The organism is Streptomyces sp. TE5632 (genome assembly GCF_054061295.1).
In genome coordinates this window covers 4,849,771-4,874,195 of the sequence record NZ_JBSSEA010000003.1, presented here as the reverse complement: position 1 = coordinate 4,874,195, position 24,425 = coordinate 4,849,771, and the positions used below count along the sequence as shown (strand labels likewise).

The 24,425-nt window shown below is 71.9% G+C and carries 20 protein-coding genes; 7 read left to right on the top strand and 13 right to left on the bottom strand.

Annotated features, from left to right (window positions below):
• The first annotated feature begins 161 nt into the window (after positions 1-161).
• Positions 162-713, top strand: a complete 552-nt coding sequence (locus ACVW19_RS27450) for an FHA domain-containing protein (RefSeq protein ID WP_457462626.1) — start codon at positions 162-164, stop codon at positions 711-713.
• Positions 714-808: 95 nt separating this feature from the next.
• The gene (locus tag ACVW19_RS27445) at positions 809-1,252 is read left to right on the top strand and encodes an SSI family serine proteinase inhibitor (protein WP_457462625.1); all 444 of its coding nucleotides are present in this window, start codon (positions 809-811) and stop codon (positions 1,250-1,252) included.
• Between the two features lie 77 nt (positions 1,253-1,329).
• On the opposite strand, the gene ACVW19_RS27440 is transcribed toward ACVW19_RS27445, so the two are convergent.
• The 7 genes from ACVW19_RS27440 to ACVW19_RS27410 form a co-directional block, all read right to left on the bottom strand.
• Positions 1,330-2,583 carry a M14 family zinc carboxypeptidase gene (locus tag ACVW19_RS27440; RefSeq protein ID WP_457462623.1) on the bottom strand — a complete coding sequence of 418 codons (1,254 nt, stop codon included), beginning with the start codon at positions 2,581-2,583 and terminating at the stop codon, positions 1,330-1,332.
• Between the two features lie 76 nt (positions 2,584-2,659).
• Positions 2,660-5,086, bottom strand: a complete 2,427-nt coding sequence (treY, locus tag ACVW19_RS27435; protein WP_457462622.1) for a malto-oligosyltrehalose synthase — start codon at positions 5,084-5,086, stop codon at positions 2,660-2,662.
• A gap of 101 nt (positions 5,087-5,187) precedes the next feature.
• Positions 5,188-7,350, bottom strand: a complete 2,163-nt coding sequence (glgX, locus tag ACVW19_RS27430) for a glycogen debranching protein GlgX (protein ID WP_457462620.1) — start codon at positions 7,348-7,350, stop codon at positions 5,188-5,190.
• Between the two features lie 164 nt (positions 7,351-7,514).
• Entirely contained in the window at positions 7,515-8,471 is a 957-nt protein-coding gene (locus ACVW19_RS27425; RefSeq protein WP_457462619.1) for an aminoglycoside phosphotransferase family protein, read from the bottom strand.
• A gap of 367 nt (positions 8,472-8,838) precedes the next feature.
• Complete coding sequence (cyc2, locus tag ACVW19_RS27420) at positions 8,839-11,016, bottom strand: germacradienol/geosmin synthase Cyc2 (protein ID WP_457462617.1); 2,178 nt, start codon at positions 11,014-11,016, stop codon at positions 8,839-8,841.
• A gap of 103 nt (positions 11,017-11,119) precedes the next feature.
• On the bottom strand, positions 11,120-12,307 hold the full coding sequence (locus ACVW19_RS27415) for a damage-control phosphatase ARMT1 family protein (protein ID WP_457462615.1): 1,188 nt from the start codon (positions 12,305-12,307) through the stop codon (positions 11,120-11,122).
• Positions 12,308-12,394: 87 nt separating this feature from the next.
• Positions 12,395-13,042, bottom strand: a complete 648-nt coding sequence (locus ACVW19_RS27410; protein ID WP_457462613.1) for a ScbR family autoregulator-binding transcription factor — start codon at positions 13,040-13,042, stop codon at positions 12,395-12,397.
• Positions 13,043-13,605: 563 nt separating this feature from the next.
• On the opposite strand from ACVW19_RS27410, the gene ACVW19_RS27405 reads away from it, so the two are divergent.
• From ACVW19_RS27405 to ACVW19_RS27385, 5 genes are all read left to right on the top strand, one after another.
• The gene (locus ACVW19_RS27405) at positions 13,606-14,619 is read left to right on the top strand and encodes a substrate-binding domain-containing protein (RefSeq protein ID WP_457462612.1); all 1,014 of its coding nucleotides are present in this window, start codon (positions 13,606-13,608) and stop codon (positions 14,617-14,619) included.
• A gap of 187 nt (positions 14,620-14,806) precedes the next feature.
• Entirely contained in the window at positions 14,807-17,305 is a 2,499-nt protein-coding gene (locus ACVW19_RS27400; RefSeq protein WP_457462611.1) for a sensor histidine kinase, read from the top strand.
• A gap of 22 nt (positions 17,306-17,327) precedes the next feature.
• Positions 17,328-17,810, top strand: coding sequence for a roadblock/LC7 domain-containing protein (locus tag ACVW19_RS27395; RefSeq protein ID WP_457462609.1), 483 nt, complete (start codon positions 17,328-17,330; stop codon positions 17,808-17,810).
• On the top strand, positions 17,762-18,121 hold the full coding sequence (locus tag ACVW19_RS27390; protein ID WP_457462607.1) for a DUF742 domain-containing protein: 360 nt from the start codon (positions 17,762-17,764) through the stop codon (positions 18,119-18,121). Before ACVW19_RS27395 ends, ACVW19_RS27390 begins: the two co-directional genes overlap by 49 nt.
• Positions 18,108-18,704: a GTP-binding protein gene (locus tag ACVW19_RS27385; RefSeq protein WP_457462605.1), complete on the top strand. Its 597-nt coding sequence runs from the start codon at positions 18,108-18,110 to the stop codon at positions 18,702-18,704. The genes ACVW19_RS27390 and ACVW19_RS27385 overlap by 14 nt, the downstream gene beginning before the upstream one ends.
• A gap of 43 nt (positions 18,705-18,747) precedes the next feature.
• Here the strand turns inward: ACVW19_RS27385 and ACVW19_RS27380 are convergent, their stop codons facing one another.
• The 6 genes from ACVW19_RS27380 to murC form a co-directional block, all read right to left on the bottom strand.
• Positions 18,748-19,704, bottom strand: a complete 957-nt coding sequence (locus ACVW19_RS27380) for an ABC transporter substrate-binding protein (RefSeq protein ID WP_457462603.1) — start codon at positions 19,702-19,704, stop codon at positions 18,748-18,750.
• Positions 19,705-19,790: 86 nt separating this feature from the next.
• Positions 19,791-20,456, bottom strand: a complete 666-nt coding sequence (locus ACVW19_RS27375) for an ABC transporter permease (RefSeq protein ID WP_202279465.1) — start codon at positions 20,454-20,456, stop codon at positions 19,791-19,793.
• Positions 20,453-21,151 carry an ABC transporter permease gene (locus ACVW19_RS27370; protein ID WP_457462601.1) on the bottom strand — a complete coding sequence of 233 codons (699 nt, stop codon included), beginning with the start codon at positions 21,149-21,151 and terminating at the stop codon, positions 20,453-20,455. The genes ACVW19_RS27375 and ACVW19_RS27370 overlap by 4 nt, the downstream gene beginning before the upstream one ends.
• Positions 21,148-22,272, bottom strand: coding sequence for an ABC transporter ATP-binding protein (locus ACVW19_RS27365; protein WP_457462600.1), 1,125 nt, complete (start codon positions 22,270-22,272; stop codon positions 21,148-21,150). Before ACVW19_RS27365 ends, ACVW19_RS27370 begins: the two co-directional genes overlap by 4 nt.
• Positions 22,273-22,501: 229 nt before the next feature.
• Complete coding sequence (msrB, locus tag ACVW19_RS27360; protein ID WP_457462598.1) at positions 22,502-22,909, bottom strand: peptide-methionine (R)-S-oxide reductase MsrB; 408 nt, start codon at positions 22,907-22,909, stop codon at positions 22,502-22,504.
• A gap of 47 nt (positions 22,910-22,956) precedes the next feature.
• Positions 22,957-24,381: a UDP-N-acetylmuramate--L-alanine ligase gene (murC, locus tag ACVW19_RS27355; protein WP_457462597.1), complete on the bottom strand. Its 1,425-nt coding sequence runs from the start codon at positions 24,379-24,381 to the stop codon at positions 22,957-22,959.
• Positions 24,382-24,425 lie beyond the last annotated feature (44 nt).

The window sequence follows — 24,425 nt, the reverse complement described above, 5'->3', positions numbered from 1 at the left end:
GTAGCCCGTCCATCGTGCTGCATGAAAGACCGATCCGCCGGAGAATGATCCTTTTGCGGTGGGTGTCGCTGCCGGAGGTGAGGGAACCGTGGGGGACGGCCGGGACGGCTCTTCTCCGGTCTCCTGGACAGTCCGCCCCGCGCTGGCCGACAATCAGCAGCGTGACGTCGTCCTTCGAGTTCAACACGTACCCCGCGCGGATCTCCGACGTGGAGCGGGACAAGGCGCTGAAGGTGCTGCGGGACGGCGCCGCCGTGGGACGGCTGTCCCACGACACGTTCATCCGGCGCATGGAACTCGCCCTCGCCGCCCGGTCTCCCGAGGAACTCGCCCCGCTCACCGCCGACCTGCCCACCGGGGGCCGCTTCTCGCGCGTGCTGTTCTCCTCCGTGGAGGCGGTCTCCGGGTTCACGGTACGGCTGCGCGGGGCATGGCGGGCCGAGCGGCTGCCGAAGCTGCTGCTGCCCCATCCGGCGACCGACCACCCGCTGCGCATAGGGCGCGATCCCGCCAACGGGCTGCGGCTCAACCACGAGACGGTCTCCCGGGTGCACGCGGAGCTCCACCGGCAGGGCGGCCTGTGGGTGCTGCGGGACCTCGGGTCGACCAACGGCACGACGGTGAACGGGCGTCGGGTCGTCGGCGCGGCAGTCGTCCGCGAGGGCGACCAGGTCGGCTTCGGGCGGATGACGTACCGGCTCGCGGTGAACTGAGCGCGGCGCGGCGCGACATGGTGGTTTCCGGTCGCACGTTCCCGTTCGGGTGAGCCGGGCTGGGGTTCCGGCACCGCCGTGCCGATGCATCTGGAATGACGTACACCATGTACACCACGTGCACCTCAGTGAAAGCGGTACGGGGCGCGCTGCTCGCGGTGATCGCCCTCCTCGTCTGCACCGCGCCCGCGCCCGCGCAGGCGGACACCCGGGGCGCGGCCGCCCCCGACACCTGGCTGGCCGTCGGCGTCGACCGGGGCGAGACCCGGGCCGGCACGAAGTCCGGCAGTATGCTCCTCTGCGACCCGCCCCAGGGCCACCCGCGCGCCGCCGACGCCTGCGCGGAACTCGCCGCGGCGAACGGCCGGATCTCCGAAATCCCGGCGCGGGACACCATCTGCACGATGGTCCACGCCCCGGTGACCGCCCACGCGCGCGGGCAGTGGCGGGGGCAGCCGGTCGAGTACACGGAGACCTTCCCGAACGCGTGCGTGATGAGGGCCCGGACCGGCTCCGTGTTCGCCCTGGACGAGGCGTAGGCAAGCAGGCAAGGGGGAGCGGGAAGCCGGGGCGGTCCGCTCCGGCTTCCCGCTCCTCGCCGGTGCGCGCCGCCCGGTCACGCGCGGGCGTGCAGTGCCGCCGCCACGACCGTGCGGGCCTGGTGCTCCACCTGGTGCTCCACGGGCACCCAGCGGGCCCGGAAGTGCACGGCGAAGGCGTCGCTCCACAAGGCGACCAGCCGGTCGAGACGCGCCGCCGCGTGCGCGTCGGTCTCCCGCAGTTCCCGCAGCAGCATCGCCGCCGCCCGCAGCGGCACCCGCCGCGTGAACGCGTCCACACTGCTCACGTACGCCCTCGTGCCGTCCGCGGGCGGGGTGTGGATCAGGTCGCCGGCCAGTCCCGGTACCAGCTCCAGCCCCCACGTGGCCGCCCGCAGCAGCGGACCGCCGGCGGCCCCGGCGCCCGTCATGGCCCCGGGCCGCGCCTCCTCGAGCACCTGCCGCACCTTCCGCGCGTCCCGCTGCAGCCGGTCCGCGAGACACCGCAGCGCCGCCGCCGGTGCCGGATGCGGGCCCGGATCGTCCACCAGGGCCGCGGCCCACATCGGCACCTCGACGACCGCTGTCAGACCGCCGTACCGGTGGGCGCGGTACCAGGTGCTGTGCCGCGCGTCGTCCGGCAGGCTCGGATACGCCGGCCCGGCCCCCGGGGCGGGCATCACCCGCACCCCGGGGCCGGACACCGGCCAGCCGGCCGCGTCCGAGGCGCCGGTCTCCACCGGAATGTGCAGCTCCGCGGCCGACTTGGCGAACGGCTCGGCGAGTCCCGGCACGTCCCTCGTCAACTGGACCCAGCTGCCGCCCAGATCGGTCCCGTGCAGCGACACCTGGAGGTAGGGCCGCAGCTCGTCGATGACCCCGGTCAGGGCCCGGGTCTCGGGCGGCAGCCGGCCGGGCGGCAGCACCGACGGCGCCCACTCCGGCTGTTCCGATCCCTGGGGACGGAAGAAGCCCAGGTGGTAGTCGTACAGGCTGTGCGGCGGCGACGTCCTGTGGAGGCTCGCCCCGTCGGGGTCCGCGCACAGCAGGAAGTGCCAGGACGTTCCGTTGCGCAGCTCGCTCTCCACCAGGACCCGCCGGGCCAGCGCGAGCAGGGTGCCCCCGCCCGCCGGTTCGTTGGCATGGGCGCCGGCGACCACCAGCACGGCACGCCGGGCGTGGCCCACGGACAGCAGGTGCAGCGGCCGCCCCGCACGGGAGGCCCCCACCTGCCGCAGGACGCTCAGACCGGGCCGTTGGACCGTCAGCGCACGGGCGGAGGACACCAGTTCGGCCACCGTCGGATAGCGCAGCTCCGGCAGGAGACCCACCCCCCGTCATCCCCCGTGGTCCCCGGTCATCCACCCCATGTCGCACTGCGCAGTACCCCACGGCCACGGAACGGTGTCAAGGGTTCGACGGGGGAGGCCCCGGGGGGTGTGCGGCGTGCTCCAGCAGCGCCACCGGCGACCGCTCGAACAGCTCCGCCACACGCGCGTGCCCCGTGAACTCCCGGCCGGGCTCCAGTACGTCGGCCCACCGGCCGGGTGGCAGCGCCAGCCGGGTCTCCCGCCAGCCGCCCGCCTCCGCCAGCCGCAGCGACAGCCGGGTCACGGCGGTCAGCACCGCACCGGAACGCACGAACGCCACACAGTGCGCGGCTCCGGGCCCCTCGGCGGCCAGCGGCTCGTACGACGCCGTGTCGCCGAACGCCTCGGGCCGCCGCGCCCGCAGCCGCAGCGCGGCCCGCGTCACCGCGTTTTTGCCGACGCCGACGCCGACGCCGTTGCCGTTGCCGTCGCCCGTGCCCGGGCCGGACGGCTCGCCGGCCGGGAAGTCCACCGCGCGCCGGTTGTCGGGGTCCACCAGGGCCCGGTACTCGAACTCGGTGCCCTGGTAGACGTCGGGCACGCCCGGCATCGTCAGGTGGACCAGGGCGGTGCCCAGCACGTTGGCGTGGATGTGCGGCTCGAGCGAGGCCCGCAGCGCCGTCACCCGTTCGCCCGGCGCCCCGCACGGCCCCGCCGCCACGAACCGGGCCACCGCCTCCTCGTACGGCGGTTCCTGCTCCGTCCAGCTGGTGTGGAGCCCCGCCTCGCGCACATGCTTGAGCAGTGCCCCCGCCACCCGCTCCGGGTCCGCCGGGCCCAGCCCGAACACCGTCTGCCAGGCCGCCCACGCCAGCTGTGCGTCCGGCACGCCCTCGCCGGTGCGGGTCACCTCCGTCAGGACGTCCGCCCAGCGCCGCGGGCACTCGGTGAGCACATGGAGCGCGGCCCGCACGTCGGCGCTGCGCTTGGTGTCGTGCGTCGACACCACCGTTCCCGTCGCCGGCCAGTCGCGCTGCATGCGCGCGCAGTACGCGTGGAACCGCTCCGGGGACACCGCCGGGTCGCCGGGTTCCTGGCCCACCTCCGTCGCCGACAGCAGCGGCACATAACGGTAGAACGCCGTGTCCTCCACCGACTTGGCCCGCAGCGCCGACGCCGTCTGCGCGAACCGCGTACGGAACTCCACCTGCTCCGGCCCGTCGCCGTACCGCCCGAGCACCAGATCCCGTACGACGTCCACCGCCCCGGCCTCCTCGGGCACGGCGAACGCGAGCCGTGCCGCGGCCGCCGCCTCCTCGGTGACCACGCCGGCCGGGTCCACGGAGGTGTAGGGCCGGTACACCTCGAGCCGGACCAGCAGCTCCTGGAGCGCGGTGCGCAGCGCCCAGGGCGCGCGGTCGCGCAGCGCGGGCGCGGGCGAGCCGGCGCACAGGCGGTGTGCCACCCGGGTCAGCCGGTCCACCTCGGCGGCCAGCTCGTGCGTGAGCACCTTGTACGCGGCCCGCCGCACCGTCGCCGCCCACTCGCCGCCCCGGTCCGTCTGCGGCGCCGCGAACCGCCGGTACTGGCCGAGCAGCTCCCCGAACCCCGCCGGGTCGGTGAACAGGCCGTCCACCTGCCGCAGGGCGTCGTAGCCGGTGGTGCCGGCGACCGGCCAGGAGGCGGGCAACGGCTCACCGTCGGACAGGATCTTCTCCACCACGGTCCAGCGGCCCTCGGTCGCCGCGTGCAGCCGCCGCAGATACCCGTCCGGGTCGGCGAGCCCGTCCGGGTGGTCGACGCGCAGCCCGTCGACCACGCCCTCGCGCAGCAGCTGGAGGATCTTGGCGTGGGTGGCCTCGAACACCTCCGGGTCCTCGACCCGTACCCCGATCAGCTCGGAGATGCTGAAGAACCGCCGGTAGTTGAGTTCCGTACGGGCCAGACGCCACCACACCGGGCGGTACCACTGGGCGTCCAGCAACTGCGGCAGCGGCAGGTGGGCCGTGCCCTCGCGCAGCGGGAACGCGTGGTCGTGGTAGCGCAGCACGTCGCCGTCGGCCTTCAGCCGGTCGGTCTCCGCGCCGAGCGGCCCGCCCAGCACCGGCAGCAGCACCTGGCCGCCCTGGGCCTCCCAGTCGATGTCGAACCACCGCGCGTGGCGCGACGCGGGCCCTTCGCGCAGCACCTCCCACAGGGCGCGGTTGTGGCGCGGGGACATCGCCATGTGGTTCGGGACGATGTCCACGACCAGGCCGAGCCCGTGCTCCCGCGCGGTGCGCGACAGGGCCCGCAGCCCCTGCTCGCCGCCCAGCTCCGCACGCACGCGCGCGTGGTCCACCACGTCGTAGCCGTGCGGTGAGCCCGGCACCGCCTCCAGGACGGGGGACAGGTGCAGATGCGACACCCCGAGCGAGGCCAGGTACGGCACCGCGGCCACCGCGGCCGCGAACGGGAAGTCGGGCCGCAGCTGCAGCCGGTAGGTGGCGGTGGGGACCGCGGGGTCGGGTCGCTCAGGGGTCATGCAGACGTACGTACCCGCCCTGCCGCCCTTCCTGTCATCAGTGACCCGGCTGCCGCTGGACCGGCCGCCGGACCGGCCGCCGGACCGGCCGCCGGACCGGCCTAAGCGGGCCGCTGAAGCACCGTCAGGCTGCGGTCGGTCAGCGTCAGCCGGGCACCGGCCCGCACCTTCGGGCCGGTGCCCGGCGGCACGCAGTCCTCGCGGGCGGTGTCGACCACGACCTGCCACTGCCGGCCGTGGTCGACCGGTACCACGAACTCCATCGGATGGGGGGAGGCGTTGAACATCAGCAGGAACGAGTCGTCCGTGACGCGTTCGCCGCGCCGGCCGGGTTCCGAGATCGCGTTGCCGTTGAGGAACACCGTCAGCGCCGAGGCCCGCGCCGAGTCCCAGTCCCGCTGGGTCATCTCCGCCCCCTCCGGAGTGAACCAGGCGATGTCGGACAGGTCGTCGTGAGTGCCCTCCACCGGCCGTCCGTGGAAGAAGCGGCGCCTGCGGAAGACCGGATGGTTCTTGCGCAGCCGCACCATCGCACGGGTGAAGGCCAGCAACCGGTCCCGCTGGTCCCGCTGGTCCCGCTGGTCCCGCTGGTCCCGCTGGTCCCGCTGGTCCCGCTCCGCGGGCCAGTCGATCCAGGCCAGCTCGTTGTCCTGGCAGTAGGCGTTGTTGTTGCCGTGCTGGGTGCGGGCGACCTCGTCGCCGTGACTGATCATCGGCACGCCCTGGGAGAGCATCAGCGTCGCGATGAAGTTCCGCATCTGCCGGGTTCGCAGCCGCAGCACGTCCGGGTCGTCGGTCTCGCCCTCGGCGCCGCAGTTCCAGGACCTGTTGTGACTCTCGCCGTCCCGGTCGTCCTCGCCGTTGGCCGCGTTGTGCTTGTCGTCGTACGAGACGAGGTCGTGCAGGGTGAAGCCGTCGTGGCAGGTCACGAAGTTGATCGAGGCCAGCGGGCGCCGTCCGTCATCCTGGTACAGGTCGGAGGAGCCGGTCAGCCGGGAGGCGAACTCCGCGAGCGTGCGCGGCTCGCCCCGCCACAAATCCCGCACGGTGTCCCGGTACTTGCCGTTCCACTCGGTCCACAGCGGCGGGAAGTTGCCCACCTGGTAGCCGCCCTCGCCCACGTCCCACGGTTCGGCGATCAGCTTCACCTGGGAGACCACCGGGTCCTGCTGCACCAGGTCGAAGAACGACGAGAGCCGGTCCACCTCGTGGAACTGCCGCGCCAGGGTCGCCGCGAGGTCGAAGCGGAACCCGTCGACGTGCATCTCGGTGACCCAGTACCGCAGCGAATCCATGATCATCTGCAGTACGTGCGGGGACCGCATGAGCAGGGAGTTCCCCGTCCCCGTCGTGTCGGTGTAGTGGCGCCTGTCGTGCCCCAGCCGGTAGTAGCTCGGGTTGTCGATGCCCTTGAAGGACAGCGTCGGGCCCAGATGGTTGCCCTCGGCGGTGTGGTTGTAGACGACGTCGAGGATGACCTCGATACCGGCCTCGTGCAGCGCCTTCACCGCCGACTTGAACTCCAGCACCTGCTGACCGCGGTCGCCCCAGGACGCGTAGGCGTTGTGCGGGGCGAAGAAACCGATGGTGTTGTAGCCCCAGTAGTTGTTCAGGCCCATGTCCACCAGCCGGTGGTCGTTCACGAACTGGTGAACCGGCATCAGCTCCAGTGCCGTCACGCCGAGTTCGGTCAGATGCTCGATCAGCGCCGGGTGCGCGAGGCCCGCGTAGGTGCCGCGCAGCTCCTCCGGCAGTCCCGGATGGCGCATGGTGAGACCCTTGACGTGCGCCTCGTAGATCACCGTGCGGTGGTACTCCGTCCGGGGCGGCCGGTCGTCGCCCCAGTCGAAGTACGGGTTGACCACGACCGACGTCATCGTGTGCGGCGCCGAGTCCAGGTCGTTGCGCCGTTCGGGCGCGTCGAAGTGGTAGCCGTACACCTCCTCGCCCCAGCGGATCGACCCGCCGATCGCACGCGCGTACGGATCGAGCAGCAGCTTCGCCGAGTTGCAGCGCAGCCCCCGTTCGGGGGCGTACGGCCCGTGCACACGGAAGCCGTAGCGCTGTCCGGGCATGATGCCGGGCAGGTACGCGTGCCGCACGAACGCGTCGCTCTCGCGCAGTTCGACCGCCGTCTCGGAGCCGTCGTCGTGCAGCAGACACAGCTCTACTCGGTCCGCGGCCTCCGTGAAGACCGCGAAATTCGTGCCGGCGCCGTCGTACGTGGCACCGAGGGGATACGCCTCGCCAGGCCAGACCTGCATGGACACGACTCTTTCAGGTGGACGGCCTCGGTGGGGGCGCCTTGTCCCGAGTGTTTGCCGTGTCGTCCCACTCGGTACCGGTTCCCCGAGCCGGGCCTTCCTGTCGGTGAGCGCCGGGCCCCGGCGGCTGGGCGTCCCCCAGGGCATGTCTTCAGGGCATGTCTTCAGGGCATGTCGTCGGTGCCGCGGAGGTCCGTCACCCGCTCCAGGAGGATCGCCTCCCAGGCCCGGCGCAGCCGGACCCGCAGCAGCGGCAGCGGGTCGGTGCCCCTGCCGCCGAGCGCCTCGGCGAGGTGCAGGACGCTGTCGCAACGGGCCAGCCAGAGCCCGCGCAGACAGGGGCGGGCGCCGTAGCCGGCGAGGGTGGCGGCGCGTACGGCGGCCGGGGAGCCCACGGCGCACGCCAGACCGGCGATGTCCTCGGCGGGGTCGCCGATCACCGCTTCCGCCCAGCCGAGGACACCGCGTACCCGGCCTTCGGCACTGACCACGAGATGCGCGCCGGTGAGGGCATGGTGGACGAGGACCGCCGAGGCGGGCTGGGCGATGAGCTGGACGGCGGCGGACGGGGTGAGCTGCCGCAGCCGGCCGGAGGCGAACTCGTCGGCCTCGGCGAGCCGTTCGGCGGCCTGTCCGGCGGCCCGGCGCAGGGACTCCAGGGAGCGCGGGGAAACCCGCGGCACGCCCAGCGTCTCCGCCTGCCGCACCGGCACCTCGCGCAGCCCGGCGAGCAGTGCGGCCAGGTCGGCCTCGCCCCCGGCGGACACCCGGTGCTCCTCCGCCGACCCGCCGGACAGCCTGGTGTCCAGGGTGCAGACCAGGCCGGGCGCCCACTCGCCGTGCGCCGCGCTCGACGGCACCGCGACCGGGACGTGCGGCCGGACGATCTCGCGCAGCCGCAGCTCGCGGCGCCTGCGTGTGCTCGCCGCCCGGTCGGGGGCCAGCCGCAGCACATGGCGGGTGCCGACCCACCAGGTGGCGGGTTCGGCGCCCTCGCCGACGGGCCGCACGTCCACTCCGTCCGGTCCGGCGGCGGTGTCCGCGCCTCCCCCCTCGTGCTTCAGGAGGGTCCGGACCAGTCGGCGGACGGTGTCCGCGGTGGGTGTCGGTGCCTGGGTCATGGTCGCGCCTGGGGTCGTTCGATGGACGTTGTGGGACGTCTGGGGCCACTCAGTCCACTATGACCGCTTTCCGTACGCCCTCCATGCGGGCGGCGAAGCCTTCGGCGGTGAAGGGGGCGAGCGTACTGCCGGTCATCCGGGCCTCCCGGGGCGTACCTGTGGGCTACGTGCGGCTACATGTGGTCATGGGCAGCATCCTGCCCGGCGGACGGGGGCCGCGCGAGCCGGTCCGCCGCGTTCAGCCGGTCGTGTCGTCTTCTCCATCCCGGACCGGGCCCGCCGAGTACGCCGAGCCCGGCGACGACGGGCGCGGCCGCCGGGGAGGGGCGGGAACCCCGCCCGGCGTTGCGGCTGGGACCGGCTCCCCTCAGGAGAGGGAAAGCACGGGCAGCGGGGGTGTGCGGTCCGGCAGGAACCCGTGGGCCCGGCCCGAGAGCCACTCGTCCTTGTAGCGGTCCACGCTCCGGTGCCAGTTGAGGATGCCCGCCAGCCAGTTCCGCAGGTCCAGCACATAGTCCCGCATGATCGCGCGGGCCTCCGCAGAGAGCTCGAAGTCCTCGTACAGCACGGGTAGTTCGTGCTCCACGACATGCTCGAACTGGTCCAGACGACGGCTCATCAGATCGTGGACGATGCCGAGGGCCCTCGGGTAGTCGCAGCCGAAGAAGGTCTGCACGACGAGGATCGCGTTGTGGATCTCGCCCTCGTACTCGATCTCCTTCTGGTACGAGAAGACGTCGTTCAGCAGGCAGGCGTAGTCGATGGCCGCGTTCTCCAGGGAGCGGACCGGGCCGCTGCGGTAGACCTCGGGCGGGACGGCGGGGCCGTGGCCCATCCGGCACAGACCGAGCGTGAGGTCGGAACCGAAGGTCTGCCGGCGCATCTCCAGATAGTCGACCGGGTCGGGCACGCGGTGCAGCATCTGGTTGGCCAGTTCCCACAACCAGCTCTCGGTCATGTCGTTCACGGCCTTCTTCAGGACGGCCCGCTCCTCGGGCGTCATGGCCGCCGTGGTGCGTGCCCACAGGTCGGTCAGGGCCCGCTCCATGGCGTTGGCCGCCGGGGGCACCGGCTCGCCGTCGACGGGCATGCAGTCCGACAGGCGTGCCGTGGTCAGCCGCGCGGTGGCCAGGTCACGGCGGTGTCCGTAGACCAGTGGGTAGTAGTCGTCGCCGTACGTGCCCCAGGCGAGCCACTGGGCGCTGAGGTCGAGCGCCTCGGGAGTGGCGTCCGGGTCGAGTCCGGCCGAGCACAGCGCGAGATCGTAGGCGGCGAGCTTGTCCTCGTCCCACACGCCTTCGGCGAGGATGCCCGTCCGCCGGCACCAGTCGGCGAGGGCGCTCCGGGAGGCGTCGAGGTGCGGGCTGAGTTCCAGCGGGAACGGCATCCGGATGTCGGGGATCAGGGACGGGCCGACCTTCCGGTACGGCACATGGGTGTGGGCCCGCAGCCTCGTCGTACCCACGGCGAGCAGCCCCCGCACGTCGGCGGCCGAGGTGCCGGGCCCGGTCGGGCCCGCCCACGGGCCGGTCCGCCGCGCGCCCTCGTTCATGTAGCGGCTGGAGCGCAGGTGCCATTCGTGACCGCCGGACTGCCAGTCCTGCAGCCCCTTCGCGTACGCCGTCACGGCCGCGACCTCGTGCGGGGCGAGGCCCTGCTCCAGGGCGACCGCGGGCACTTCGGTGAACGCGGTGTGCTCGAACTGGTGCAGCCGCGAGGTGAGGATGTCGTTGACGGTGTCGGCGGCCTCCTGCGTGGTGCAGCCGAAGAAGGTCTCCAGGACGAGCACGCCGTTGCTGTTCTCGCCCTCGTCCTCGACCTCGCGCTGGTAGGAGAACAGGTCGTTGCGCAGGTGCACGGCGTCGGAGAACGTCTCCATCAGCACCCGCAGCGGCCTGGTTCCGGCGACGGCGGCGGGCACTTCGGCCGTCGCGTACTCGACGAGCCCCGCCGACCAGGGGGCGCCGCCCACCTTGCGGCGCATCTCGATGTACTCGACGGGGTTGGCGATCCGCCCCTCGTTGATGTTGGACAGCTCCCACAGCGACTCGTTGAGGAGGTGCTCCGTGGCGAGGGCGAACCGGGCCCGCCAGTCCTGGGACATCGCGGGTACCGTGCGCGCCCACAGGTCGGCGAGGCCCGCCTCGACCGGGTTCCGTGGCTCGGGGACCGGGGCCGCGGGGTCCAGCGGCATGAACAGCGGCAGCCGGTCCAGGTGGGCCTTGCCGCCCTCACGGTCCTGGCTGCGTTTGAACAGTTCCAGGAAGTGGTCGTCGAAGAAGAAGACCCACACGTACCAGTCGGTGATGAGGGAGAGGGCGGGCCCGTCGCAGTCGGGATGGGTGTAGGCGCAGAGCAGGCCATAGTCGTGCGCGTCGAGGTCGGCCTGGTTCCAGACCCCGGATCCCTCCAGCATGCCCATCTCGCGCGCCCACACCGACGAGTGGGCGCGGGCCTGGTCGAGGTGCGGGTTCAGCCGCGCGGGGTGCGGCAGGTAGAAGTGCGGAAGTTCGAACGGCTGACTCGCCGAAGACGCTGAGGACATGGCCGGGCACTACCCGTGGGCGCGGGACGGCATCCACCGGCCCGACCATGATCACACCATCGCGTGAAACCTCGCCGATGCGTCGAAAACGGGCCGGGGCGTGCTATGGCCGCACCTGGATCAGCGCGTGGGTGCCGCTGGTGCGCCAGCGTTGCTCCTCGGCCGCGACCAGCGCCTCCTCCGTACCGGGTGCCAGGCCGGTGACGACGTCGGACTTCAGGGTGCGCAGGGCGGCGACCGGCCCCGGGAAGTACCCGGTGGCCTCCGCGAACGGCGTGGTCGGCGGCCACTGCCGATCGCCCACCAGACGACGGTAGTTGAGGTCTCCCTTGACGATGGTGACGGCGGCCCGGGCGAAGTCGGCGCGGAGGTCGTCCGGCATCTCCTCGTAGGGCAGCGGGGAGCAGGAGAAGGGGTGCGCGCGCAGCGCGAGCCGTCCGTCGGCGAGGGCGTCCCGGAGCCGGCGCCCGTGACCGGCCGCCGCCGCCCCTGCGTCGGTCAGCCGGCGCAGCGCGTCGACGACGTCGGCGGTGGTGGCGTCGGAGACGTAGTACGGGTACGGCTTGACGTGCAGCACCACCCGGCCGATGTGCCCGTGGGCCAGCAGGTGGTCGATGAGCAGCAGATCGGGGACGAGTTCGCGGCCGGCGTTGTCGGCGACCAGCACCAGGGTGCTCGTCGGGCCCGCGCGGGAGGGGTCCAGCAGCGACCACAGGCGCTCGCTGTCGTCGGCCACCAGCGCGGGAACGGCCGCCGCGAGGTCGGTTCCCTCGGCGGACAGCCGGAAGCCGAGGTCGGCGCGGTTTCCCCAGAGGGAGCCGTGCAGCAGGGCCCGGCCCCGTTCGTCCGCGGGCCGTCCGGCGAGGTCGTCGAGCGCGGCGAGTTCCTCGTCGGTCTCGGGCGAGTCGAGTTCGGCGAGCTTGGAGGGGCGGAAGGGATCGATGCCCTGCCAGGGGCCGGGGCCGAAGTACCCCACTGCTCGCAGCAGTTGGCGATAGAACCAGCTCTCGGACCACAGCCAGGGCACGTCGTACCAGGACTGTCCGGTGTACGTGTCCATCCCCCAGGCCGTCCAGCGGTCCCGGTCGTGGGCGTCGGCGGGGAGGGCCTCGATCGCGCCTTCGGTGCAGTTGGCCAGCAGCGCGTCGAGCGCGTGCCGCTGCGCGGGCTCGTAGGGGAAGGCGTCGCGCACCTGCCGGATGATCGCGGGGTGCCGCTCGGCGAGCACGCCGTACGGGAACGAGCCGGGCCGGTTGCCGAGGAGCACGGGAGCGGTGGAGGTGTCGGGCATGCGGCTCACCGTAACGCGCGGCGCCGGCCGGCGTGACCGGCCGCACCGGCAGGAACGGCCGCACCGGCGGCAGGGCGGCCGGGCGGGTCACACCGGGGCGATCTCCCGCTCCAGCCGTGCGGCCAGGCTGAGATAGCGCGCCCTGCGGGTCACCGGCACCAGGCCCCTGATGAGGATCTGCCACATCTCCGCGGTGCGGCGGGGCTGCCGGGCGACGGGTTCCCGGGACCGGCCCACGACCCGGGTGCCGATGAAGAAGCAGACGAGGGAGTGGGCCACGACCTCGATGTCGACCTCCGGGTTGACGTCGGCCTCCTTGACCGCGCCGAGGAGCCGGGCGGTGACGATGTCCATCCACTCGGCGAAGGGGTGACTGAGCGGAGGGCGCGGCCGGGTGCCCCCGGTGGCGAGCCGGAGGCCCGCCCGCAGCACGGGATCCTCGGCCGACAGGCGGGCTATGCAGAAGGTGAGACGCATCAGCGCCTCCAGGGAGGTGTGGCCGCGGGTCTCGGTGTCCCTGGCCAGCCGGCGGCAGGTGGCGGACTGGAGCTCCAGGATCGCGTGGGCCAGGTCCTCCTTCGCGGCGAAGTGGAAGTACAGGGCTCCCTTGGTGACGCGGGCGTGCCCGACGATGTCGCTGAGACTCGTCGATTCGTACCCCTGCCGGTCGAACAGATCGGCGGCGGCCGTGATGATCGTCGCGCGGGTCTGCTCGGCGCGTACCTGCCTCGCCATCGACTGAACTCCTGAGCCGGAAAGGAACGGGTCGTGCCGTTTGTTTTTACCCCGCGTACACGATAACTCACCTTGTGGCGGCGTTCGTTCCAGCGGTTCGTCCCGTGATGCGGTGCACATCCGGCAATTCAAGTTCGGACGCCGAAAGAAAACAGCGCGTCCGGTATCTGAGTGTGGCAGCCGCGTCGGCGAAAGAGAACGGCGGGCGGATCCGGGCGGAACTCGTCGCGATGTGTCACCGTGTCCCGCCAACGCCCCGGAAACCCTTCGGGGTTGATCCGGAGCAAGCCCGTCCGCGCCTGTCGGGCGGACCCGTTCGGGTTCCGTACCGGCCGCGCGGTTAGAGGGGAGAAGGGGGGCGGTCACCCCTGTCACCTCGGAACTCACCGTTCATCACAATGCGGCAGCGGCGTCTCACTTCACGTGGCCCCTCACTTGACTACCGGTGGTGCGACGCGATTGGCTCCGGCCAGCGAGAGTCACCCGGTCGGCGTAACACCCGCGACTCCGCACCTGCTTCCGTCTCCTCACTTGCTCGGCCGTACAGCGAGGTCCGCTCCCTCATGAACACTCGTCCCCCGTCCCACGGTTTCCCGAGACGGCCCGTCCGTCCGGCCGTGCTCGCGGCAGCCGTCGGTCTGCTGGTGACCGGCTGCTCCGTCTTCGACGTGGCCGGCGACTCCCCGGACTCCAGGAGCGCGGGTGCGGCCGGTGACGGGATGAGGGTCGTGATGGTGACGCACGGCGGTGAGGGGGACGCCTTCTGGGACAGGGTGCGCAAGGGCGCCGAGGCCGCCGCGGCGAAGGACGGCATCGACCTCACCTATGTGAGCGACGCGGACCCGGACGGCCAGGCCGAACTGGTGCGCGACGCGGTCCGCGACAAGGTGGACGGCATCGCCCTCACACTGGCCAAACCGCAGGCGATGAAGGGCGCGGTGAAGGAGGCACGCAAGGCGGGCATCCCCGTGGTCGGGCTCAACTCCGGTATCGGCGCCTGGAAGTCGACGGGGCTGCTGGAGTACTTCGGTCAGGACGACGGCGTCGCGGGCCAGGCCGTCGGCAACAAGCTGAACGAACTGAAGGCCGAGCACGCCCTCTGCGTCATCCACGAGCGGGGCAACGTCGGGCTGGAGGCGCGCTGCGCCGGCGTGCGGAAGACGTTCGACGGGGAGACCGAGAACCTCTACGTGGACGGTACCGACGAACGCGCCGTCTCCGGCATCGTCACCGCCCGGCTGCGCCAGGACCCGACCATCGACGAGGTGGTGGCCAACGGCGCGCAGCAGGCCCTCACCATGGCCGAAGCCGCCAAGAAGGCGGACACCGGGGCACGCGTCGCCACCTTCGACCTCAACAAGGACCTGGTGGACGCCGTCCGCCGGGGTGACATCCGGTTCGCCGTCGACCAGCAGCCCTACCTCCAGGGCTATCTCGCCGTGGACGCGCTGTGGTTGTACCGGACCAACGGCAACATCAGCGGCGGCGGGGTGTCTCCCGTGCTCACCGGACCGGCGTTCGTCACGAAGACCAACGCCGCCTCGGTCGCCGAGTTCGCCGCCAACGGAACCCGGTGACGGTCGCATCCGGTGAGGACGTACCCAAGGACTCGGTTACGCACGGACTGTACGGTCACGTGTGCGGACAACCTCCCGCGCATCACCCCGGAGTGACCGGGCGTGCGTCCGGCCCACCCGTCCGCAGCCCGTTCCCCGACTGCTCCGCACCCGCAATCCCCGCTGATCCGACCGCTCTAGGACGACGATGTCTCCACGGACAGGTGCCCGGCGCCGTCTCGGCTCCATACGTCTCTCGCTGGTCCTCCTGGCTCTGGTGCCCAGCGTCACCCTCGCCGCCATGTGGGGCGTGACGACGATCCAGATGTTCTCGGAGGGGCTTCAGCTCCGTGCACAGACGGAGTTGAGCCGGGCGACCGGTGCGATGGGCACCGAGGCGACCCTCGCGTTGCAGCAGGAGCGGAGACTGTCTGCGGCCTGGCTGGTCTCGCCGGAGACGTCCCGGGCCGCCCTCGACGCGCAGCGCGAGAAGACGGACGCGGCGGTGGCGAAGCTGGTCGGGCAGGCCGACGCGATCGCCGAGGCGCCGGCCCGTGTGTCGGAGCGGCTGTACTCGGTGCTCGGTTCGGTGGGCAGCCTCGAGTACTACCGGGGTCAGGTGGACAAACCGAGCGACATCACCGCCGAGCAGGCGCTCGACCAGTACACCTCGATCATCGACGACCAGATCCACGCCTTCCAGGAACTGTCGCAGGTCGACGACGGCGACCTGACCTCACAGGCCAGGCCGTTGGTCTCACTGGAGCACGCGGCGGAACTGGTGTCCCAGGAGGACGCGCGGCTCACCCTGGCCTGGCCGTCCGGGGAACTCGACGAGCCGTCCTGGTCCGCCTTCGCCGGGTCGGTCGCCACCCGCCGCTGGCTGATCGAGGACCAGATCGTGCCGTCCCTGCGCGGCGAGACCAAGACGCAGACCGAGCGGATCCTGCACAGCCCGCAATGGCACACCCTGCAGGAGGTCGAGAACGAGGTGCTCGCCGTCCACCCCACCGCAAAGGGCGCGGCCGACCTGCCGAACGCGCAGAAGCGGTGGGAGGCGGCTCTGACCGAGGTCACACCGCAGTACGCCGCTCTGATCCGGCAGCAGACCGACGCGCTGCTCACCCGCAGCGCCGACGAGGCCCGCGGTCTGCTGCTGACCGCGGCGGCGCTCAGCGCCGGCGGGCTGCTCGCCCTGCTGCTGTGCGTCGGCGTGTCGTGGCGGATCACCCGCTCGCTGTCCCGCCGGCTGCACGGCCTGCGGATGGCCACCCTCAGCCTCGCCGAGGAACGGCTGCCCGACGTGGTGGCCCGGCTGGAGCGGGGCGAGAAGGTCGACGCCGAGTCGGCGACCACTCCCCTGGACTACGGCCACGACGAACTCGGGCAGGTCGCCCAGGCGTTCAACACCGCGCAGCGCACCGCGGTGCACACGGCGGTCGAACTCGCCGACACCAGACGTGGGTTCCAGAAGATCATCCTGGGCATCGCACGGCAGAGCCAGAACCTCGTCAACCTCCAGCTCAGCAAGCTCGACGCGCTGGAACGCCGGCACACCGACCCCGAGGTCCTCAAGGGGCTGTACGAACTGGACTCCACGGCAAGTCAGTTGCGCCGCTACGAGGAGAACCTGGTCATCGTCAGCGGTGAGCGGCCCGGCCGTTCGTGGAGCGAACCGGTCGCACTGATCGACATCCTGCGCAGCGCCGTCGGTGAAGTCGCCGAGTACCAGCGGGTGGAGGTGCACACCGACGAGGAGGTGGCGCTGGCTCCGCCCGCGGTGGCCGACGTCATCCACCTGCTGGCCGAGCTGATCGACAACGCGACGGTGTACTCGCCCGCGCCGAGCCCCGTCGGGGTGCGTGCCGCGTTGGTGGCCAAGGGCCTCGCCGTCGAGGTCGAGGACCGGGGACTCGGCATGTCCGAGGACGACTACGCCTCGATGAACGCCCAGTTGGCCAAGCCCCCGCAGTTCGACGTGGTGGCCCTCGCCGACGACCTGCGGCTCGGCATGTTCGTGATCTCCCAGCTGGCCCACCGGCACGGCATCACCGTCACCCTGCGCCCGTCGCCGTACGGCGGGACGACGGCGATCGTGCTGCTCCCGCACACGATCGTGGTGTGCGACGCGGCCGACGCGCCGCACGGGACCGAGGCCACCCCCGCCGTCGGGGTGAACGGGCACCGCACGGCGGCCGGCCCGGACCGGGCGGCCACCACCGGCACCACGGACACGGCGGACGTGTCGGACACGGCGGACGCCGAGGAGCCCGAGGACGCTGCGGACGCCCCGCTCCCCGCGACCGATGCGGCTGACACGACCGACACGGCCGCGGGTACGGCGCCGTCCCGGCCCGGGGCCGCCGTACGGACCGCTCCCCGCCCGGCCACGGCCGCGCCCGGGCACAGCGGGCTCACCCCGCTCCCCCGCCGGGTGCCGCAGACCAGCCTGGCCGCCGAACTGCGGGAGGAGGTGGCGGTGTCCGCCACCGAGCACGACTCCGGGGACTTCACGGCGGAAGACGCGGCCTCCTCCCTGGCCGGCTTCCAGCGCGGCACGTCCCGGGCACGTGCGGACAGCGACGACGCCCGTGCCGACGACGATGCCGTGCCACCGTCCGCCACCACCGACACGACGGCCTCCTCCGGGGCCCCCGCCGGCTCCCGAGAGCTCCCGAACCCCCCGAATCCGCCCTCCGACCGCTGAACGTCGACGAAGGAACACAGAAATGACACGCCCCGTACCCGCCACTCACACCCAGCTCGATCAGTTGCTCACCGGACTCGTGGAGCGGGTCGCCGAGGTGAACCAGGCCGTGGTGCTGTCCGAGGACGGTCTGGTGGTCAGTAAGTCCACCGGGTTCCTGCGCGACGACGCGGAGCGTCTGGCGGCCACCGCGTCCGGGCTGATGAGCCTCAGCAAGGGCGTCAGCATGGACTTCCGCGGCGGTCCGGTGCGCCAGGCGCTCATCGAGATGGCCAACAGCTATCTGATCCTCACCTCGGCCGGGCCGGGCGCCCATCTCGTGGTGCTGACCGGACCGGGCGCGGACGTCGGTGTGGTCGCCTACCAGATGAACATGCTGGTGAAGAAGATCGGCGAACATCTCAGCGCGGCGCCCCGGGGGCACGGCAGGCCCCACCGTCGACTCCGGCGCGTGAGGTGGGCGGAGGCGATGTCGCGGGCCGGCTCGTCCGACCGTTCACCCTGACCGGTGGCCGGACGCGGCCCAGCCGCGCCGACTTCACGCTCATCACGACGGTGACGGCGGTCGATCCGCAGCCCGAGGCGGCCGCCCGGCCGCAGCCCGAGCACACCCGCATCCTGCGGCTGTGCGCGGAGCCCGTCGCGGTGGCGGAAATCGCCGCCCGCCTCGACCTCCCGATGAGCGTGATCGTCATCATGCTCTGCGACCTGCTGGAGGCGGGCAGGATCACGGTCCGCCCGCCGCACCACGTCACCCGCACCACCCCGGACCTGGATCTGCTGCAGAAAGTGAGGGACGGACTTGGCCGGCTCTGACACCACCGCTCAGGCACCCACCGAGCGTTCGGCACCCGACACGGTCAAGATCCTGATCGCCGGAGGCTTCGGCGTGGGCAAGACCACCATGGTCGGCTCGGTCAGCGAGATCGCCCCGCTGCGCACCGAGGAGCCGCTGACCATGGCGGGCCTGGACGTCGACGACCTCGAGGGCATCGAGGAAAAACGTGACACCACGGTGGCGATGGACTTCGGCCGGATCACCGTCTCCGACGACCTGGTGCTGTACCTCTTCGGTACGCCGGGCCAGCAGCGGTTCTGGTTCATGTGGAACGACCTGGCCCTCGGCGCGCTCGGCGCGGTGGTCCTGATCGATGTGCGCAGACCCGAGTCCAGTTTCGCCGCGATCGACTTCTTCGAGAGCCGGGGCATCCCGTTCGTCGTCGCCGCGAACGGCTTCCACGGGAAGCACCCCTACCCGGTCGAGGACATCCGGGAGTCGCTGACCCTGCCGGAGGGCGTGCCGGTGCTGCTCTGCGACGCGCGGGAGCGCGAGTCGTCCAGGGACGTCCTGACCACCCTGCTCGACCGGCTGATCGCGGAGGCGGCCCAGCCACGGTGAACGGCGCAGGGGGTGCGGTCCGTTCACCGCACCCCGCGCGGGGTCAGTCCAGTCCGGCCGACTTCAGCCAGGCCTTCGCCACGTCCAGCGGGTCCTTCTTCTCCAACTGGACCTGGGTGTCGAGGTCGAGCAGGGTCTGGGTGTCCAGCGCGGCGGAGACCGCGTTGAGCGCGTCGACGCCCTCCTGGGGGAGTGCGTCCTTGTGGACCAGCGGGGTCACGTTGGCGAAACCGAAGAGGTTCTCCGGGTCCTTCAGGACGACGAACTTCTCCTTGACGATGGTCGGGTCCGTGGTGAAGACGTCCGCGGCCTGGACCTCGTTCCCGGTGAGCGCGGCCTGGGTGAGCGGGCCGCCCGCGTCGAGCGCCTTGAAGGACTTGAACTTCAGGCCGTAGACGGACTCCAGGCCCTTCAGTCCCTGTTGCCGGGTCTGGAATTCGGGCGAGCCGCCGATCACCATCTCCGGTGCGGCGTCCTTGAGTTCGGCGAGGGTGGACGACGCCGTGAGACCGTACTTCTTCGCCGTCCGGGCGTTGACGCTGACCGAGTCCTTGTTCTCGGCCGGCGACGGGTCCAGCAGCGTCAGCTTCTTGTCGAGCTCGGCCTTGACGGCGGCGTTGACGGCGTCGGCGGACTCCTGTTCGGCCTCGGGGTCGAGGTAGGCGAGCAGGGAGCCGTTGTACTCGGGCAGGACGGTGACGGAACCGTTCTTCAGCAGGCCGTAGCTCGTCTCCCGGCTGCCGATGTTGTGCTTGTAGGTGACCTTGAGGCCCTTGGCCCTCAGCGCCTCGCCGTAGATGTCGGCGAGCAGGGTGCTCTCGGCGAAGTTGTTGGAGCCGACGACCACGGTGCCGGCCTTCGCCTTCTCCTCCTCGAGGGGGTTGTCGGAGGTGTCGCCGGACGAACAGCCCGCGAGCAGCGCCGTCGCGGCGCTGAGCGCGACGAGCGCCGCGCCGGTGTGCCTCGTCCTGGACCTGCTGCTCTTCGCGGTAGAAGTCATCCACCGATCCAATCCAGCCGGTCGACGGCCGTCAAGCGCGGCCGGATCACGGTTGTCACTCGGCCGCCCGTGCGCCCGGGGCCGGTTCAGCGCCGTCGTACGCCCGGTGACACCACCAGCCGTCCCGCCGCCCAGAACAGCGCGAGCGTGACGAGGGCCAGGACCGCCACCAGGGTGGCCCCGCCGACCACCTTCTCGTAGTCGCGCTGGTAGAGCCCGTCGATGATGTACCGGCCGAGCCCGCCCAGGCTGACGTACGCGGCGATGGTGGCTGTCGACACGATCTGGATGGCCGCCGAGCGCAGCCCGCTCAGGATCAGTGGGAGCGCCACCGGTACCTCGACCCGGAACAGGATGTGCGACTCGCGCATGCCCATGCCGCGGGCGGCGTCCACCGGGGAGGGGTCCACCGTGCGGACGGCCTCGTAGGTGGTCACCAGGATCGGCGGAACGGCCAGCACGACCAGCGGGATCATGACGGGCAACAGGCCGAAGCCGATCAGCAGCACCACCAGCACCAGCAGGCCGAAACTGGGCAGGGCGCGGGCGGCGTTGGCGATGAAGGCGAGTGCGTTCCCGCCGCGGCCGGTGTGCCCGGTCAGCAGGCCGACGGGCAGGCCGATCGCGGCGGCGATCGCGAGGGCCAGCAGCGAGTACCGGACGTGTTCGAGGAAGCGCTGCGGGATGCCGTCGTAGCCGTGCCAGTGGGCACTGTCGCTGAAGAAGGCGTTCATGAAGTCGAGGATGTTCACCGGGCCGCGCCCCCGGCTGCGTACGGCTCGGGACGTGCGGCGGGCTTCGGCCGTGTGCCGCGCGGCATCCACGGCGTGAGCAGGACTCTGAGCAGGACCAGCAGCGCGTCGCACAGGATCGCCAGCACGGCCATAGTGACCACGGAGTTCACCGCGAGTTCGGGCCGGTCGTACTTCTGCGCGGCCGCGAGCAGGTTGCCGAGGGCGCCCTGATTGCCGATCAGGGCGCCGACACTGACCAGGGAGATGCTGGACGCGGTGGCCACCCGCAGGCCGGCGATGATGGCGGGCGCGGCGATCGGCAACTGCACCTGGGTGTACCGGCGCATGGGGCCGAAGCCCATGGCGGTGGCCGCGGCCAGCGTCTCCGGTGGCACCGCGCGCACCCCGTCGACGATCGCCGGGATCAGCACCACCAGGCTGTACAGGGCCAGCGGGATCATCACGGTGAGTTCGGTCTGGCCGGTGTAGTCGATGAGGACGACGAAGAACGCCAGCGACGGGACGGCGTACAGCACGGTCGTCATGCCCAGCACCGGCGGGTACAGCCAGCGGAAGCGTCCGCACAGCTGGGCGATGGGCAGTGCGAGCAGCAGCCCGGCCGCGACCGGGATCAACGCCTCCCTCAGGTGCAGTCCGATCAGGCCCGCCCAGCTGTGCTGGAGGTCGCTGGGGATGTCGAAGAAGCCGCTCATCCGGCGACCTTCTCGTCGCCGGTGCGGCCGTCCCGGTGGGCGGTGCGGATGGCGTCCCCGATGGTCTGCTGGGAGACGACGCCCCGCACCCGGCCGACGTCGTCCACGGCGACGGCCCAGCCGGTGGGGGAGAGCACGGCGCAGTCGAGCGCGACCCGCAGCGAGTCCACGCCGGGCACGAACGGCCGCCCGTACGGCAGCAGCCGGTCCGGTCCGATGTCCCCGGCGGTCAGCCGCCGGGGCTCGGACCAGCCGAGCGGGCGCCCCTCCTCGTCGGTCACCAGGAGGTGGGGGGCGTTCGACGCGCCGATCCGCTCGGCGGTGGCGTCCGGCGGGATCACCGCGTCGGTGGCCAGTTCCAGCGCGGCGGTGGTGAGGAAGGAGAGCCGCCGGATGCCCCGGTCGGCGCCGAGGAAGTCCTCGACGAACGCGTCCGCGGGGTCGGACAGCAGCTCGGCGGGCGGCGCGTACTGGGCGAGCCGGCCGCCTTCGCGCAGTACGGCGACCATGGTGCCGAGTTTGACCGCCTCGTCGATGTCATGCGTGACGAAGACGATGGTCTTGCCCAACTCTTCCTGAATCCGGAGGAGTTCGTCCTGCAGGCCCTTGCGGACCACCGGGTCGACGGCCGAGAACGGCTCGTCCATCAACAGCACCGGCGGGTCCGCGGCGAGTGCGCGTGCCACTCCGACGCGCTGCTGCTGGCCGCCGGAGAGCTGGTACGGGTACCGCTTGGCCAGGGCGGTGTCCAGGCCCACCCGCTCCATCAGCTCCGCCGCCCGCTCCCGGGCCCGCTGCTTGCCCCAGCCGAGCATGCGCGGCACGGTGGCGATGTTGTCGACGATCGTGCGGTGCTGGAAGAGTCCGGCGTTCTGGATGACGTACCCCATGGACCGGCGCAGGGTGGTGACCGGTTGCCGCTGGATGTCCGCACCGTCGAGCAGGATCGTTCCCTCGGTGGGTTCGACCATGCGGTTGATCATGCGCAGGGTGGTCGTCTTGCCACAGCCCGACGGTCCGACCAGAACGGTGATCGAGCGGTCGGGGATCTCCAGGGAGAGCCGGTCGACCGCCACCGTGCCGTCCGGGTAGCGCTTCGTCACTGAGTCGATCCGTATCAAGACGCCGAACACCCTTCGGGTGGCTGGAAGTTTCCGGCCGAGCCGGCCGCACGGTCTGCCGCCGGTCGAGTGTAGACGGCACCTCCGACAGCGCCCGGGGAACACGCCCCGCGCTACGCGGCCACCTGCCCCGCCCCGACCTCGGGAAACCACCTGCCGGGGGAGGCCGCCGGAAATCCCGGCGGCCTCCCCCGGCAGCACGGCGCGACTCGGCGCGCGTCCGTGCGGATCAGCCTTCGGCGGGCCGCAGCTTCAGCGAGATGCTGTTGATGCAGTACCGCTGGTCCGTGGGCGTCGCGTACCCCTCGCCCTCGAAGACGTGCCCGAGGTGGGAGCCGCAGCGGGAGCAGCGCACCTCGGTGCGCACCATGCCGTGCGACCGGTCCTCGACCAGCTCGACCGCCTCGGAGTCCCGCGGGTCGTAGAAGGAGGGCCAGCCGCAGTGCGACTCGAACTTGGTCTTCGAGGTGAACAGTTCGGCGCCGCAGGCACGGCACGCGTAGACGCCCTCGGTCTTCGTGTCGGTGTACTCACCGGTGAAGGCCGGCTCCGTGCCCGCCTGGCGCAGGACGGCGTACTCGGACGGCGACAGCTCCGCGCGCCACTGCTCGTCCGGCTTCTCCACGTCGTACGACATGAGCCTTCAGCCCCTTCGCTTCTGCTGCTGCGTGCTTCTTCCGCGTCTCACTTCGAGAGACGGTCCAGGATCAGCGGGCCGAGGTCGGTGACGTCGCCCGCTCCCATGGTGAGAACGAGATCGCCGGGCTTCGCCATTCCCGCGACCGCGTCCGGGATCTCCGCCTTGTCGTGCACCGGCGTCACGTCCGCGCCGGCCGCCCGCGCCGCCTCGATGATCAGTTCGCTGGTGACGCCCGGGATCGGGTCCTCGCGGGCCGGGTAGATGTCCAGCACGACCGAGGAGTCGGCCAGGGCCAGGGCCTGGCCCATCTCCTTGCCCAGCTCCCGGGTGCGGGAGAACAGGTGCGGCTGGAAGACGACCAGAATGCGGGCGTCGCCCGCGGCGGCGCGCATCGCCTCCAGGTCGGCGGTCATCTCGGTCGGGTGGTGCGCGTAGGAGTCGATGACCTGGACGCCCGCCGCCTCGCCCTTGAGCTGCAGGCGCCGCTTCACGCCGGTGTACGCGGCCAGCGCCGGAGCCAGTTCGGTGGCCGGGATGCCGAGCGCGACGCCGGCGGCGAGCGCGGCCACCGCGTTGTGCGCGTAGTGGCGGCCCGGGACGGACACCGTGAAGGTGAGCGGGACGCCCTCGAACTCGACGGTCACCTCGCTCTTCAGCCCCTGCGGGACCACCGAGGTCACCCGTACGTCGGCGTCGGGCGCCTCCCCGTACGTCACCGTCCGGACGGAGCCGGCCGAACCTTCAGGACCTTCCGTACCCGCCGAGGTGCGCAGGCGCCGGGTCAGTTCCCGCGCGCCCTCGTGGTCCGACGAGATCACCAGCGTGCCGCCGGGCACGATCCGGCCGACGAACGTCTCGAAGGACTCGTGGATCTCCTCCATGGAGGCGTAGTTGGCGTGGTGGTCCAGTTCCACGTTGAGGATGATCGCGACCTCGGGGGCGTACTTGTGGAAACTGCGGTCCGATTCGTCCGCCTCGGCGACGAAGATCTCGCCCTCTCCGTGCAGCGCGTTGGAGCCGGGCACGTCCAGGTCGCCGCCGATCGCGTACGACGGGCGGCGGCCCAGCTCGGTCAGGGAGACGGCCAGCATCGAGGTGGTCGTGGTCTTGCCGTGGGTGCCGGCCACCGCGATCGGGCGCAGGCCGTCCATGAGGGCGGCCAGCGCGTCGGAACGGTGGACCACGGGAATGCCCAGTTCGGCCGCGCGGACGAGTTCCGGGTTGTCCTCACGGATCGCCGACGACACGACCACGCAGCTCGCGTCGTCGGCCAGGTGCCCGGCGGCGTGCCCGATGTGGACCGTGGCGCCCAGCGCGCGCAGCGCCCCGGCGGTGGCCGACTCCTTGGCGTCGCTGCCGGCCACCTCGGCGCCGCGCTGCGCGAGGATCTTCGCGATGCCCGACATCCCGGCGCCGCCGATGCCGATGAAGTGCGGTCGGTCCATGGCGGTAGGAAGGCCGGGTGCCATGCGTTTTTCTCCCCAGTGGTGACGAGTGCGGGTCGTACGAGCGG

What these genes read in the sequence shown, in the direction of transcription:
- ACVW19_RS27445 (WP_457462625.1), top strand. Translation starts at nt 809, where the DNA reads ATGACGTACACCATGTACACCACGTGCACCTCAGTGAAAGCGGTACGG.
- treY (WP_457462622.1), bottom strand. Translation starts at nt 5,086, where the DNA reads ATGACCCCTGAGCGACCCGACCCCGCGGTCCCCACCGCCACCTACCGG.
- glgX (WP_457462620.1), bottom strand. Translation starts at nt 7,350, where the DNA reads ATGCAGGTCTGGCCTGGCGAGGCGTATCCCCTCGGTGCCACGTACGAC.
- ACVW19_RS27425 (WP_457462619.1), bottom strand. Translation starts at nt 8,471, where the DNA reads ATGACCCAGGCACCGACACCCACCGCGGACACCGTCCGCCGACTGGTC.
- cyc2 (WP_457462617.1), bottom strand. Translation starts at nt 11,016, where the DNA reads ATGTCCTCAGCGTCTTCGGCGAGTCAGCCGTTCGAACTTCCGCACTTC.
- ACVW19_RS27415 (WP_457462615.1), bottom strand. Translation starts at nt 12,307, where the DNA reads ATGCCCGACACCTCCACCGCTCCCGTGCTCCTCGGCAACCGGCCCGGC.
- ACVW19_RS27410 (WP_457462613.1), bottom strand. Translation starts at nt 13,042, where the DNA reads ATGGCGAGGCAGGTACGCGCCGAGCAGACCCGCGCGACGATCATCACG.
- ACVW19_RS27405 (WP_457462612.1), top strand. Translation starts at nt 13,606, where the DNA reads ATGAACACTCGTCCCCCGTCCCACGGTTTCCCGAGACGGCCCGTCCGT.
- ACVW19_RS27400 (WP_457462611.1), top strand. Translation starts at nt 14,807, where the DNA reads ATGTCTCCACGGACAGGTGCCCGGCGCCGTCTCGGCTCCATACGTCTC.
- ACVW19_RS27395 (WP_457462609.1), top strand. Translation starts at nt 17,328, where the DNA reads ATGACACGCCCCGTACCCGCCACTCACACCCAGCTCGATCAGTTGCTC.
- ACVW19_RS27380 (WP_457462603.1), bottom strand. Translation starts at nt 19,704, where the DNA reads ATGACTTCTACCGCGAAGAGCAGCAGGTCCAGGACGAGGCACACCGGC.
- ACVW19_RS27370 (WP_457462601.1), bottom strand. Translation starts at nt 21,151, where the DNA reads ATGAGCGGCTTCTTCGACATCCCCAGCGACCTCCAGCACAGCTGGGCG.
- msrB (WP_457462598.1), bottom strand. Translation starts at nt 22,909, where the DNA reads ATGTCGTACGACGTGGAGAAGCCGGACGAGCAGTGGCGCGCGGAGCTG.
- murC (WP_457462597.1), bottom strand. Translation starts at nt 24,381, where the DNA reads ATGGCACCCGGCCTTCCTACCGCCATGGACCGACCGCACTTCATCGGC.